This window comes from Streptomyces sp. NPDC058295 (assembly GCF_042880655.1).
Classification (GTDB): Bacteria; Actinomycetota; Actinomycetes; order Streptomycetales; family Streptomycetaceae; genus Streptomyces; species Streptomyces coriariae.
Map to the genome: position 1 here is coordinate 195,720 of NZ_JBHVYO010000012.1, position 12,596 is coordinate 208,315.

Here is a 12,596-nt window from a genome sequence, read left to right on the forward strand (position 1 = left end):
TGTCAGGGCCTCTTAAATGCCAGGACGACATCAGCGCCACCTCCACAGGCCACCCACAGACGCACCCCACAGGCCACCCCCACACGCGCCCCCACGGCGCCTTTCCGAGGAGACCGAAGACACTGATGAGTCGGATACGGCAGCACGTCCGAGGTTCCCGTCTCGCCACCGCCGGTATCGCCGTCACCACGGCCACGCTCCTGGCCGCTGTACTCTCCCCGGCCGCCGACGCGGCGGACAGGCCGACCCGGGCGACGGCGCTCGACAACGCGGCGGCGGTACTCGCCGACTACGCGGCGACCCTCGGCCTCACCTCCGTACAGGTCACCTCCGTCCGTGATGTGGTCGTCGACAAGGACGGCACGCAGCACGTCCGCTACGACCGCACATACCGCCAACTGCCCGTACTGGGCGGTGACTTCGTCGTCCATCTGGCACCCGACGGGGCGTACCGCAGCGCGAACCGGGCGACGAGGGCGACGATCTCGCTGTCGAGCATCACCCCGAAGGTGTCCGCTCCCAAGGCCGCCGACGTCGCCGTGAACGCCCTGCGCGCCGCCAACCTCGGCGAGACGCTGAAGCAGGTGAAGGCCAAGCCGCAGCTGGTCGTCGACGCGCTGCACGGCGCTCCGAAGCTGGCCTGGCGGACCGATGTCGTCGCCCTGGACACGCTCGGAAACCCGGTCGCCCGCGCGGTGCTGACCGACGCGCGCACCGGCGCCCAGATCGACGCCTGGGACACCATCGAGACCGCCACGGGCGACGGCAAGTCCCTGTACGGCGGGACGGTCCCGCTCGAGACGACCCTCTCGGGATCGACGTACCAGCTCAAGGACCCGACCCGCGGCAACACGTACACCGGCGACGCGGCCAACAAGACCGACCTGTGCATCTTCGGCATCTGCATCAGCCGCGCCCCCGCGACCCTCTTCACGGACACCGACAACCACTGGGGCACCGGTGCCACGGCGGACCGCTCCACGGCCGCCGTCGACGCCCAGTACGGCACCGACGTGACCTGGGACTACTACAAGAACGTGCACGGCCGCAACGGCATCGGCAACGACGGCAAGGGCTCCTACAACCGCGTCCACTACGGCAACAGCTACAACAACGCCTTCTGGGACGACAGTTGCTTCTGCATGACCTACGGCGACGGTGACGGCACCCAGCTGGGTCCGCTGGTCGCCCTGGACGTGGCCGGCCACGAGATGTCCCACGGCGTGACCTCCAAGACGGCCAAGCTGACCTACTCGGGCGAGTCGGGCGGCCTGAACGAGGCGACCTCCGACATCTTCGGCAGCCTGGTCGAGTTCTACGCCGGGAACTCTTCCGACACCGGTGACTACCTCATCGGCGAGAAGATCGTCCGCTCCGGCTTCGGCCGGGACGCCCTGCGCTACATGGACAAGCCGAGCAAGGACGGCAACTCCGCCGACTACTGGAGCAGTTCGGTCGGCAACCTCGACGTCCACTACTCGTCCGGCGTCGCCAACCACTTCGCCTACCTCCTCGCGGAGGGCAGCGGCACGAAGACCGTCAACGGCGTCACCTACAACTCCCCGACGTCCAACGGCTCGACGCTCACCGGCATCGGCCGCGACAAGCTCGGCGCGATCTGGTACCGCGCCCTGACCGTCTACATGACCTCCTCGACGAACTACGCGGCGGCAAGGACAGCCACCCTGAACGCGGCCCGCGATCTCTACGGCACCGGCACCACGGAGTACAACGCGGTGGCGGCGGCCTGGGCAGCGGTCAACGTGAACTGACCCGTCCCCCACGGCACGACACGGCCGCCCCGCACCCGAAACCACGGGCCCGGGGCGGCCGACGTCGGTTCACCACCGCCCTCCGGGCAGGCGGCATCCCGGGTATGAGCCCCGACACGGTCGCTCGCCGTGCCGTACCTCGCCCGCCGGCGTCGACAATGCCCCCGTGGACGAAGAGACCGTGCGTGATCAGGCGGACCTGATCCCCCTCGTGCTGCAGCATCTGCACGCCCCGCTCGTCGGGGCGTCGTACGTGCGCGGGGTGCTGCCCGCCCCCGGTGGCGTCGATGCCGTGCGGGTGGCCGTCGGGCCCGTAAGCGCTGTGGGCACAGGTGAGTTGACGCTCTACGAGATTCCGCTCCTCGTCGGTGAGGACTGTGTGACCGCGTATGACGTCATCGGGATGCTGCGCACCCTGTGCGGGGAGGGCGGCCGGCCGGCCGGGGGCGGCACGGTGATGGGGATGCCGCTCGTTCCCGTAGACCCGGCGGTGGTGCCGCGGGCCGACGAGACGGCCGCCGACCGGGGGCTGCGGTTGGTGCGGACCCTGGTCCGGGCCACGTGCTTCGACGAGGACCACTCGCCGGACCCCCTCCTGCACGGCTTTCTCTTCCTGGACCAGGACCGGGTGCGGCTGTACTTCCGGGCCGACGGCCTCCCGGGGGTGACCGCCGCAGACGTCCGGACGACCGGGGCACTCACGGCGCTGATCGCGGCGCTCCCCTCGCTGGTTCAGGGGGAGGCGGAGCAGATGGTGGCGGACGACGGGGATCCGCACTGCGCGCGAGTGCTCGATGTTACTCACTGGTGAGGAACTCGCTTCCCCATGGCTGGATCACCCGTTACGCTCCCCCAGCGCGCATCCGGCGCGAGCCGGGGGTACCGGGGGTAATGGGGGTAATGGGGGACATGGCAGAGATAGTTGCCGCGCCCGAGAAGGGTCCGAACGCATGGGCTCAAGCCATCGCGGCGCTGGTGGTGGTCGGGGCGCTCGGGGGCGGGCTGTACGTGATCCAGAAGAACGACGCGCAGAACGCCGCCGTGGCCGCCGACAAGCCGGCGGTCTGCCGCGCCGACGACGACGACAAGAAGGCCGCCGAGAAAGCGCACGCGGCGCACCGCATCTCCGGGACGGAGCTGTGCACCGCACTGAACCGTGCTGATCTGCCGGCACTTCTCGGCACTCCGCAGGAGCACGCGCTGACGGCCTACGGCAGTGACGGCTCGGTCAAGATGGCGAGCGGCCCCGAGATTCCGAGCCCCGAGGGGACCGTCCGACTGGACACGTACACCGTGCAGCTCTCGCGGTCCTACGACGACCTCCCGATCGCGGGGATGGAGGACCTGCTGAACGAAGCGGAGGCGAAGACGGTCGTGGCCCACCCCGCGGTGCTCTACTCGAGCCAGACGATCGCCTTCAGCTTCGACCTCGGCGGCGGCAAGTCCGACACCGGTCCCGGCGGTATCGCCCGCGTGCTCATGGTCGCCCCGGACACCAAGGACGGCGGCGGCTCCTACGAACTGGCCGTCTGGCGTCAGGACAACGTGCGACCGGACGACGCCGCCCTGCTGAGCATCGCGCAGAAGGTCCTGCCCGCGATCCCGGGCTGGGCGGCGGCCGGCTGACGGCTGACGGTGATCGGCAGACGACGGCCGGCTGATGGCGGCCGGCCTGCGGTTACTGGGCGATCTCCACCCGCACCGCGCACACCTTGAACTCCGGCATGCGCGAGGTCGGGTCCAGTGCCGGGTTGGTCAGCGTGTTGGCGCGGCCCTCGCCCGGCCAGTGGAACGGCATGAAGACGGTGTCGGGGCGGATCCCGGTGGTGATCCGGGCCGGGGCCACCGCCCGCCCGCGTCGGGACACCACGGCCAGCGGGTCGCCCTCGGACGCTCCGAGCCGCGCCGCCAGGCGGGGGTGCAGCTCCACGAAGGGGCCGGGCGCGGCGGCGTTCAGCTCGTCCACACGGCGGGTCTGGGCGCCGGACTGGTACTGCGACACGACCCGCCCGGTGGTCAGCAGGACGGGGTAGTCGTCGTCCGGTTCCTCGGCGTTGGGCCGGTGCGAGACCGGGACGAAGCGCGCCCGTCCGTCCTCCGTGGCGAACCGGTCGAGAAAGAGCCGAGGCGTACCGCCCGCCGCCCGCCGGTGCCCCTGCTCGCCCACCACGCCTGCCGCGCCTCCCGTATCGCCCGCGGCGGCCGCACGATCCCCGGCCCCCGTATCGCCCGCGGCGGCCGCACGATCCCCGGCCCCCGCCTCCCCCTCTGTCTCTGTCTCCGTCTCCGCCGGGCAGGGCCAGAACACCCCGGCCCCGCTCTCCTCCATCAGTCGCGCGTAGGTGATGCCGGAGTAGTCCGCGATGCCGCCCGCGCTGGCTCGGCGGAGTTCCTCGAAGACCTCTTCGGGGTCGGTCGGGAAGCCCTTCTCGACGCCGAGCCGTGCTGCCAGCTCGTGCAGGACCTCCAGGTCGCTCCGTACCCCCTCCGGGGCGGTGATCGCCTGGCGGCGCAGCAGGACGCGTCCCTCCAGGCTGGTGGTCGTCCCCGTCTCCTCCGCCCATTGGGTGACCGGCAGGACGACATCGGCGAGGGCCGCAGTCTCGGACAGGACGACATCGCAGACGGCGAGGAACTCCAGGGACTTGATGCGCTCCTCGATGTGCGCGGCGTGCGGCGCCGAGACCACCGGGTTCGACCCCATCAGCAGCAGCGAACGGACGTCGGACCCCAGCGCGTCCAGCAGCTCGTACGCGCTGCGACCGGGGCCGGGCAGCGAGTCCGGGTCGACGCCCCACACCTCGGCGACGTGCCGTCGGGCCGCCGGGTCGTCCAGCTTGCGGTAGCCGGGCAGTTGGTCGGCCTTCTGGCCGTGCTCGCGACCGCCCTGCCCGTTGCCCTGCCCGGTCAGACAGCCGTAGCCGCTGAGCGGCCGCCCGGCCCGTCCCGTCGCGAGGCAGAGGTTGATCCACGCGCCGACCGTGTCGGTGCCCTTGGACTGCTGCTCGGGCCCGCGCGCGGTGAGCACCATCGCTGCCTCGGGTTCGCAGAACAGCCGTACGGTCTCGCGGAGTTGTGGAACGGACACCCCCGTGATCCGTTCCACGTACTCCGGCCAGTGCGCCATGGCGGCCGCCCGCGCGTCCTCCCAGCCGGTGGTCCGTTCCCGTACGTACTCCTCGTCGACCCGTCCCTCGGCGACGATCAGGTGCAGCAGACCCAGCGCCAGCGCGAGATCCGTTCCCGGCCGGGGCGCGAGGTGCAGGTCGGCCTGCTCGGCGGTCTTCGTGCGGCGCGGGTCGATCACGATCAGCGTGCCGCCGTTCTCCCGCAGCTCGTTGAAGAACCGCAGCGCGGGCGGCATGGTCTCCGCGAGGTTGGATCCGACCAGGATCACGCATCCGGTCCGCGGGATGTCCTCCAGCGGGAAGGGGAGTCCCCGGTCGAGCCCGAACGCCTTGATGCCGGCCGCCGCCGCGGACGACATGCAGAAGCGACCGTTGTAGTCGATCTGCGAGGTGCCGAGCACGACCCGCGCGAACTTGCCGAGCGTGTACGCCTTCTCGTTCGTCAGCCCGCCCCCGCCGAACACGCCGAGCGCGTCCGCCCCGTGCTCGGACCGCACCCTGGCGAACTCCCCGGCGATCCGGTCCAGCGCCTCCTCCCAGGTGGCCGGCACGAGCGAATCGCCGGACCGCACCAGCGGTGAGGTCAGCCGTACCCGGGAGGAGAGCACCGCGGGCGCCGTACGGCCCTTGCCGCACAGCGCGCCCCGGTTCACCGGGAAGTCCGGGCGCTCGACCACCTCGACGCCCCCCGTGGGCAGGGGCGACAGGGCCATCCCGCACTGCAGCGCGCAGTACGGGCAGTGGGTGGGCGTCGAAGTGGTCGGCATACGCTCCAGCGTGCTTCGGCCGTGTTACGCGCCGTGCGGTCTCCTGTTACGGCGGTGTGGTGGTGCCCTCCTCGGCGGACCGGACCCACGGTGAGGCGCCCGCCACCTCACCGTTCGTCGGCGAGGGCCCTCGTCACTCCCGGTTCCTTCGGTCCGAGGAACCGGGGGTCCGGCTCGAAGGCCGCGTCCAGGGCCGCCTTGCCGGCCGCGAGAACCTCCCGGGCGCCCCCGTAGTACCAGGTCACGTCGTGCTTGGCGGCGACCCCGACCCCGTACGAGTCCACCCCCGCCGCCTCGCACAGGGCGACGGCCCGCCGGATGTGGAAGTCCTGGCTGATCAGCACGGCCTTGTCGACGCCGAAGATCTTCTTGGCGCGGACGCAGGAGTCCCAGGTGTCGAAACCGGCGTAGTCGCTGACGATCCGCGCGTCGGGCACCCCGTGCCCGGTCAGATAGGTGCGCATGGCGTCGGGCTCGTCGTAGTCCTCGCGGCTGTTGTCCCCGGTCACGAGCACGACCTCGATACGGCCCTCCCGGTACAGCTTCGCCGCCGCGTCCAGCCGGTGCGCGAGGTACGGCGAGGGCTCGCCGTCCCACAGACCGGCGCCGAACACGACCGCGACCTCGGTGCGCGGCGCGTCGGCGGTGGTACCGAGCCGGTCGGCCGTGGAGACGTACAGCCAGGTGGCCGGCAGCAGCGCGAGCACGCACCCGGCCATCACGGCCTGCACCAGCCGGCGCCGGCCGGCACGGGTGCGCGGCAGCCGCGGTCGACGGATGTCCATACGGTGATCCCCCAGGTCGAAACAGGTCGAACGGGCGAGCGGGTCGCACGCCCCTTCGGCCCGGGAAGACGCAGCCGACGGTGATCCGGTTCGTTCCCGCGCCGCGAGCCACATCTCACACCGCCCCCGGGCCCGGCGTGAACGACCGGAAAACACTCGTGACGGTCAGGCAACGGGGGTGCAACCTCGTGCCGTCAGGATCTGTTCATGAAGGCGTCGCCCGCTCAGTACGACGAGTCCGAAGTCCACGACGAGTCCGAAGTCCACCTCGACAGTACGGCGCACATCATGAACCGGATCAGCTCCCAGCTCGCCAGCCAGCTCAGCCTCGTCCAGCTCGACGGCCGCCGGCGTCCCGGCCCGCCCGCGCTGGTCGTCGTCGCCCACGGCAGCCGCGACCCGCGCGCGCTGAGCACCGTCCGCACGCTCCTGGACCGGGTCCGCGAACAGCGCCCCGGCCTGCCGGTGCACCTCGGTCACATCGAGCTCAACGAGCCGCTGCTGACGGACACCCTCGCCGACCTCGACGCGCACGGCACGACGGACGCCGTCCTGGTCCCGCTCCTCCTGGCCCGCGGCTACCACGTCAAGCGGGACATCCCCGAGATGGCCGCGAGGGCGCGGGTGCACACGCGCGTGGCCGCACCGCTCGGCCCGCACCCGTTCCTCGTGGAGACCCTGTACACCCGCCTGGTCGAGGCGGGCTGGCGCACGGACCTGACGCAGGAGGAGCGCCGGACGAGCGCGGTCGTCCTCGCGGCGGCGGGCTCCCGCGATCCCGACTCGGCCGTCGACACCCGCCGTACGGCCCGTCTCCTGGCGCGCCGACTGGGCGTCCCGGTGGTCCCCGCGTACGCCTCCACGGCGACCCCGACCGTCCCGACGGCGCTGCGGGCGCTGGCCGCGCGAGGCCGCGACCGGGTGGCGGTCGCCTCCTATTTCACGGCCCCCGGCCGCTTCGCGACCGAGTGCGCGCAGGCCGCCCCCTGGATCGCGTCCGCCCCGCTGGGCACCCACCCGGCGATGGCGAGCCTGCTCCTGCACCGCTACGACCAGGCCTGGGCGACCCCGGCGAGCACGGTCCCCGAACTGGCGTCGGCCTGACCCCCGGGGGCAGCCCGGTCCCGCCGACGCGCCGGATCCGCCGAGCCGCTGACGTGCAGGGTCCGACGACGTGCCGGACCCGACGACGCGCCGGACCCGCCGAAGTGCCGGATCGGCCGACGTGCCGGACCCGACAGCCGGGCAGGCGCCCGGTACCACCCGATTGTCACCCCCGCCGCTTACTGTCGAGGCATGGAAGGCACCGCACACCTCGACACCGCCTATGACCCGACGTCAGTCGCCCGCTGGGCCCCCGAGCCGGACAAACGCCCCGGCCGGACCGCCTTCCAACGAGACCGTGCCCGCGTCCTGCACTCCTCCGCGCTGAGAAGGCTCTCCGGCAAGACCCAGGTGGTCACCCCGGGCACCCGCACCGACGCCTGGGACGCCACCCCCCGCACCCGCCTCACCCACTCCCTGGAATGTGCCCAGGTGGGCCGAGAGCTGGGCGCCGCCCTCGGCTGCGACCCCGACCTGGTCGAGGCGGCCTGTCTGTCCCACGACCTCGGGCACCCCCCGTTCGGGCACAACGGCGAACAGGCGCTGAACGAGTTCGCGCGCGACTGCGGCGGCTTCGAGGGCAACGCCCAGTCGCTGAGGCTCCTCACCCGCATCGAACCCAAACGCTTCACCGCCGAGGGCTCCGTGGGTCTCAACCTCACCCGGGCCGCCCTCGACGCCGCCACCAAGTACCCCTGGCCCCGGGACGCCCATCCCGTCGACCCGGCGTCCGGCAAGTTCGGCGTCTACGAGGACGACAGGCCCGTCTTCGACTGGGTCCGCGAAACGGCCCCCGGTACGCGCACCTGCTTCGAGGCACAGGTCATGGACTGGGCCGACGACGTGGCGTACTCGGTGCACGACGTGGAGGACGGCCTGCACGCGGGGCACATCGACCCCAACTGCCTGCACGCCGAACCCGAGCGCCGGGAGATCTTCCGGGTAGCCGTCGGCCGCTACGTCCCCGCCGGTACCGATCCGGCCGAACTCGCCGCCGCCCTCGACCGCCTTCAGGACCAGGACTGGTGGCCGCACGGCTACGACGGCACGGCGGCCGCCCAGGCCCGGCTGAAGGACGCCACCAGCCAGCTCATCGGCCGCTTCTGCCTGGCCGCCGAGGGCGCCACCCGCGCCAGGTACGGCAGGGGGAGTCTCACCCGTTACGGCGCCGAGCTCGTCGTACCCGAAGAGGCGCGCCTGGAGTGCGCGGTCCTCAAGGCCGTCGCCGACCGGTACGTCATGCAGCGCGCCGAACAGGAAGTGCTGCGCGCCGACCAGCGCATCGTCATCGGCGAGCTCGCCGAGGCGCTCACCGCCCGCGCTCCCGACGGCCTCGACCCCCAGTTCCGCGCCCTGTTCGACCAGGCGTCCGACGACCGCGCACGCAAGCGGGTCGTCGTCGACCAGATCGCCTCCCTCACCGACGCCTCGGCGCGCTCGCTGCACGGCCGTCTGACCGAGCGGACGAGATCATGACAAGTGCGGACCGGGTGCGCCCGAACGGGCCCGGAACGTGACCCGACGTGCCCTGATCGGGCACGTCCCCCTTCCCCCATCACGCTGCGTGCGGGACGCTCGCATGTGGCGGCACGCACAGTGTTCTCTGGGGGACCACCCCCCAGAAACCCGGTAGGAGGCATCACGTGGTCGACGCGGATCAGACATTTGTCATCGTCGGAGGAGGCCTGGCCGGCGCCAAGGCGGCCGAGACGCTGAGGGCGGAGGGCTTCACCGGCCGCGTGATACTGATCTGCGACGAACGCGACCACCCCTACGAGCGGCCGCCGCTCTCGAAGGGCTTCCTGCTCGGCAAGGAGGCGCGGGAGAGCGTCTTCGTGCACGAGCCCGCCTGGTACGCGCAGAACGACATCGAGCTGCACCTCGGCCAGACCGTCGACGCGATCGACCGCACCGCGAAGACGGTCCGCTTCGGTGACGACGGCACGCTCGTCCACTACGACAAGCTGCTCCTCGTCACCGGCGCCGAACCTCGCCGGCTGGACATCCCCGGCACCGACCTCGCGGGCGTGCACCATCTGCGCCGGCTCGCGCACGCCGAACGGCTCAAGGGCGTCCTGGCCGCCCTCGGCCGGGACAACGGCCACATCGTGATCGCCGGCGGCGGCTGGATCGGCCTGGAGATCGCGGCGGCGGCCCGCGAGTACGGCGCCGAGGTCACCGTCGTCGAACCCGAGCCCACCCCGCTGCACGGCGTCCTCGGCCCGGAGCTCGGCTCCGTCTTCGCCGACCTGCACCGCGAGCACGGCGTCCGCTTCCACTTCGGCGCCCGGCTCACCGAGATCGTCGGCCAGGACGGCATGGTCCTCGCCGTCCGCACCGACGACGGCGAGGAACACCCGGCGCACGACGTCCTCGCGGCGATCGGCGCGGCCCCCCGCACGAGCCTCGCGGAGGCGGCGGGCCTCACCCTCGCCGACCGCGCGCACGGCGGCGGGATCGCGGTCGACGCCCGGCTGCGCACCTCCGACCCCGACATCCACGCGGCCGGCGACGTCGCGTCCTTCCCGCACGGCCTCTTCGACACCCGGCTGCGCGTCGAGCACTGGGCCAACGCCCTGAACGGCGGCCCGGCGGCCGCCCGCGCGATGCTCGGCCAGGACGTCACCTACGACCGCGTGCCCTACTTCTTCTCCGACCAGTACGACCTGGGCATGGAGTACAGCGGCTGGGCGCCGCCCGGGACGTACGACGAGGTGGTGATCCGCGGTGACGCGGGCAAGCGGGAGTTCATCGCGTTCTGGCTGAAGGAGGGCCGCCTCCTCGCCGGGATGAACGTGAACGTGTGGGACGTCACAGAGCCCATCCAGAAGCTGATCCGCTCGCGCGAGCGCATCGACACGGAGGCCCTGGCGGACCCCCGGGTGCCGCTGGAGGAACTCGGCGCCTAGCCGGGTTCCGGTCGTCCGCGGGGCCGTCGTCCGGTGCCCGCGGGGCGTGTGCGGCCGCTCGCGCCCCCGCGGGCGAGCCGCGCATGTCACAGCCCCGCGCACCCCAAGGGCGCCGCGGCCCGCCGGAGATGTCACCGCGCCCCCGTAGAATCACCTCGTGGCAGGACGGATCAACGACGAGGACGTGAAGGCGGTACGGGACGCGGTCCCGATCGACGCCGTGGTGTCCGAGTACCTCCAGCTGCGCAACGCGGGCGGCGGCAACCTCAAGGGCCTCTGCCCCTTCCACGACGAGAAGTCGCCGTCCTTCCAGGTCAGCCCGAGCAAGGGACTGTTCCACTGCTTCGGCTGCCAGGAGGGCGGCGACACCATCACGTTCGTGATGAAGGTCGACCACCTCACCTTCTCCGAGGTGGTCGAGCGGCTCGCCGCCCAGGCCGGCATCACCCTGCGCTACGAGGAGGGCGGCTACAACCCCGCCCACCAGCGCGGTGAACGCATCCGGCTGGTCGAGGCGCACAAGGTCGCCGCCGAGTTCTACGCGGAACAGCTCGCCACCGGATCCGAGGCCGACACCGGCCGGATCTTCCTCGCCGAGCGCGGCTTCGACCAGGCCGCGGCCCTCCACTTCGGCGTCGGCTACAGCCCCCAGGGCTGGGACCACCTCACCCGCTTCCTGCGCGGCAAGGGCTTCACCGACAAGGAGCTGCTCCTGTCCGGGCTGGCCCAGGAGGGGCGCCGCGGGCCCATCGACCGCTTCCGGGGCCGCCTGATGTGGCCCATCCGCGACATCGGCGGCGAGGTCGTCGGCTTCGGCGCGCGCAAGCTCTACGAGGCCGACAACGGACCCAAGTACCTCAACACGCCCGACACGGCGATCTACAAGAAGTCCCAGGTGCTCTACGGCATCGACCTCGCGAAGAAGGACATCGCCAAGTCCAGCCGCGCGGTCGTCGTCGAGGGCTACACCGACGTCATGGCCTGTCACCTGGCCGGCGTCACCACCGCCATCGCGACCTGCGGCACGGCCTTCGGCAGCGACCACATCAAGATCCTCCGCCGGCTCCTCATGGACAACGGCAGCGCCCGCGTCATCTTCACCTTCGACGGCGACGCGGCCGGCCAGAAGGCGGCCCTGCGCGCCTTCGAGGACGACCAGAAGTTCGCCGCCGAGACGTACATCGCCATCGCGCCGGACAACATGGACCCCTGCGACCTGCGCCTGGCGAAGGGCGACGAGGCGGTCGCCGACCTGGTCGAACCCCGCACGCCGCTCTTCGAGTTCGCGCTCCGCCAGATCGTCGTCCGCTACGACCTCGACACGCCCGCGGGCCGCGCCGCCGCCCTCGACGAGGCCGCGCCCATCGTCGCTCGCATCAAGAACAGCGGAGCCCAGCACGAGGTCGCCGTCCAGCTGGCCGGCATGCTCGGCATCCTGGACACCCAGTTCGTCGTCAAGAGGGTTGCCCAGCTGGCCCGTTGGGCCCGCGACCGGGGCGGCAAGGGCCCGGCGCCGGCCCGTGGCCCCCAGTCGTACGAGTCCGCCTCCCGGCCCGCCGCGGGCGGCCCCGCCCTCAATCTCCGCAACGCCGTCTACGCCACCGAACGCGAGCTGCTGAAACTCGCCCTGCAACGTCCCGAACTGGTCTCCCCGGCCTTCGACGCGTACGGGATCGACGAGTTCACCGCAGCGCCCTACGCCGCCGTACGCCAGGCGATCCAGGACGCGGGCGGCGCCGAGTTCGGCGTCAAGGACGGGCAGGAATACCTCGTCCGGGTCCGGGAGGCCGCGCCCGACGACGCGGTCCGCGCGATGGTGACGGAGCTCGCGGTCGAGGCGATCATGCGCCGCACGGTCGACGAGAACTATGCGGGGGAGCAGCTGGTGACGGTCCGCCGCAGGGCCGTGACCCGCAGGCTCACCGATCTCCAGGGCACGCTGACCCGTCTCGGCCACACGGACCCGGCCCAGTCGGCCGCCGTCCAGAACGAGATGATGATCCTGACCAGGTACGACAGGGCGTTGCAGCACGAGGGCCCGTCCGCTCTCTGAGCCGCCGCCCGCGGCAGGGTAATCACGCGGTCACGGACCGGACTCAAAAAGTCGCCGCACGCCCCTCGTGGCGGCTGT

At 72.0% G+C, this 12,596-nt stretch carries 9 protein-coding genes; 7 read left to right on the top strand and 2 right to left on the bottom strand.

Features of this window, described 5'->3' with window-relative positions; genetic code table 11:
* Positions 1-125 precede the first annotated feature (125 nt).
* The 3 genes from ACFVYS_RS15740 (at position 126) to ACFVYS_RS15750 (ending at position 3,398) form a co-directional block, all read left to right on the top strand.
* Entirely contained in the window at positions 126-1,772 is a 1,647-nt protein-coding gene (locus tag ACFVYS_RS15740; RefSeq protein ID WP_389502385.1) for a M4 family metallopeptidase, read from the top strand.
* A 166-nt stretch (positions 1,773-1,938) separates the two neighbouring features.
* Positions 1,939-2,583 carry a hypothetical protein gene (locus ACFVYS_RS15745; protein ID WP_389502387.1) on the top strand — a complete coding sequence of 215 codons (645 nt, stop codon included), beginning with the start codon at positions 1,939-1,941 and terminating at the stop codon, positions 2,581-2,583.
* Between the two features lie 98 nt (positions 2,584-2,681).
* The gene (locus tag ACFVYS_RS15750) at positions 2,682-3,398 is read left to right on the top strand and encodes a DUF6215 domain-containing protein (RefSeq protein ID WP_389502389.1); all 717 of its coding nucleotides are present in this window, start codon (positions 2,682-2,684) and stop codon (positions 3,396-3,398) included.
* Between the two features lie 52 nt (positions 3,399-3,450).
* On the opposite strand, the gene ACFVYS_RS15755 is transcribed toward ACFVYS_RS15750, so the two are convergent.
* Both ACFVYS_RS15755 and ACFVYS_RS15760 read right to left on the bottom strand, forming a co-directional pair.
* Positions 3,451-5,667: a molybdopterin oxidoreductase family protein gene (locus ACFVYS_RS15755; protein ID WP_389502391.1), complete on the bottom strand. Its 2,217-nt coding sequence runs from the start codon at positions 5,665-5,667 to the stop codon at positions 3,451-3,453.
* Between the two features lie 107 nt (positions 5,668-5,774).
* On the bottom strand, positions 5,775-6,452 hold the full coding sequence (locus ACFVYS_RS15760; protein ID WP_389502393.1) for a vancomycin high temperature exclusion protein: 678 nt from the start codon (positions 6,450-6,452) through the stop codon (positions 5,775-5,777).
* A 207-nt stretch (positions 6,453-6,659) separates the two neighbouring features.
* Between ACFVYS_RS15760 and ACFVYS_RS15765 the strand changes: the two genes are divergently transcribed.
* The 4 genes from ACFVYS_RS15765 to dnaG all read left to right on the top strand — a co-directional run bounded on the left by ACFVYS_RS15765 (position 6,660) and on the right by dnaG (position 12,518).
* Entirely contained in the window at positions 6,660-7,556 is an 897-nt protein-coding gene (locus tag ACFVYS_RS15765; protein ID WP_389502395.1) for a sirohydrochlorin chelatase, read from the top strand.
* A 192-nt stretch (positions 7,557-7,748) separates the two neighbouring features.
* Positions 7,749-9,032, top strand: coding sequence for a deoxyguanosinetriphosphate triphosphohydrolase (locus tag ACFVYS_RS15770; protein WP_389502397.1), 1,284 nt, complete (start codon positions 7,749-7,751; stop codon positions 9,030-9,032).
* Positions 9,033-9,199: 167 nt separating this feature from the next.
* Positions 9,200-10,465 (top strand): NAD(P)/FAD-dependent oxidoreductase, encoded by a 1,266-nt coding sequence (locus ACFVYS_RS15775; RefSeq protein ID WP_389502399.1) that lies wholly within the window; start codon positions 9,200-9,202, stop codon positions 10,463-10,465.
* Positions 10,466-10,622: 157 nt separating this feature from the next.
* Positions 10,623-12,518 carry a DNA primase gene (gene dnaG, locus ACFVYS_RS15780; protein ID WP_389502401.1) on the top strand — a complete coding sequence of 632 codons (1,896 nt, stop codon included), beginning with the start codon at positions 10,623-10,625 and terminating at the stop codon, positions 12,516-12,518.
* The last annotated feature ends 78 nt before the right edge of the window (positions 12,519-12,596 follow it).

Excerpts from the sequence above, each read along its gene's own strand:
- ACFVYS_RS15740 (WP_389502385.1), top strand. The coding sequence starts at position 126 with ATGAGTCGGATACGGCAGCACGTCCGAGGTTCCCGTCTCGCCACCGCC.
- ACFVYS_RS15750 (WP_389502389.1), top strand. The coding sequence starts at position 2,682 with ATGGCAGAGATAGTTGCCGCGCCCGAGAAGGGTCCGAACGCATGGGCT.
- ACFVYS_RS15755 (WP_389502391.1), bottom strand. The coding sequence starts at position 5,667 with ATGCCGACCACTTCGACGCCCACCCACTGCCCGTACTGCGCGCTGCAG.
- ACFVYS_RS15760 (WP_389502393.1), bottom strand. The coding sequence starts at position 6,452 with ATGGACATCCGTCGACCGCGGCTGCCGCGCACCCGTGCCGGCCGGCGC.
- ACFVYS_RS15765 (WP_389502395.1), top strand. The coding sequence starts at position 6,660 with ATGAAGGCGTCGCCCGCTCAGTACGACGAGTCCGAAGTCCACGACGAG.
- ACFVYS_RS15770 (WP_389502397.1), top strand. The coding sequence starts at position 7,749 with ATGGAAGGCACCGCACACCTCGACACCGCCTATGACCCGACGTCAGTC.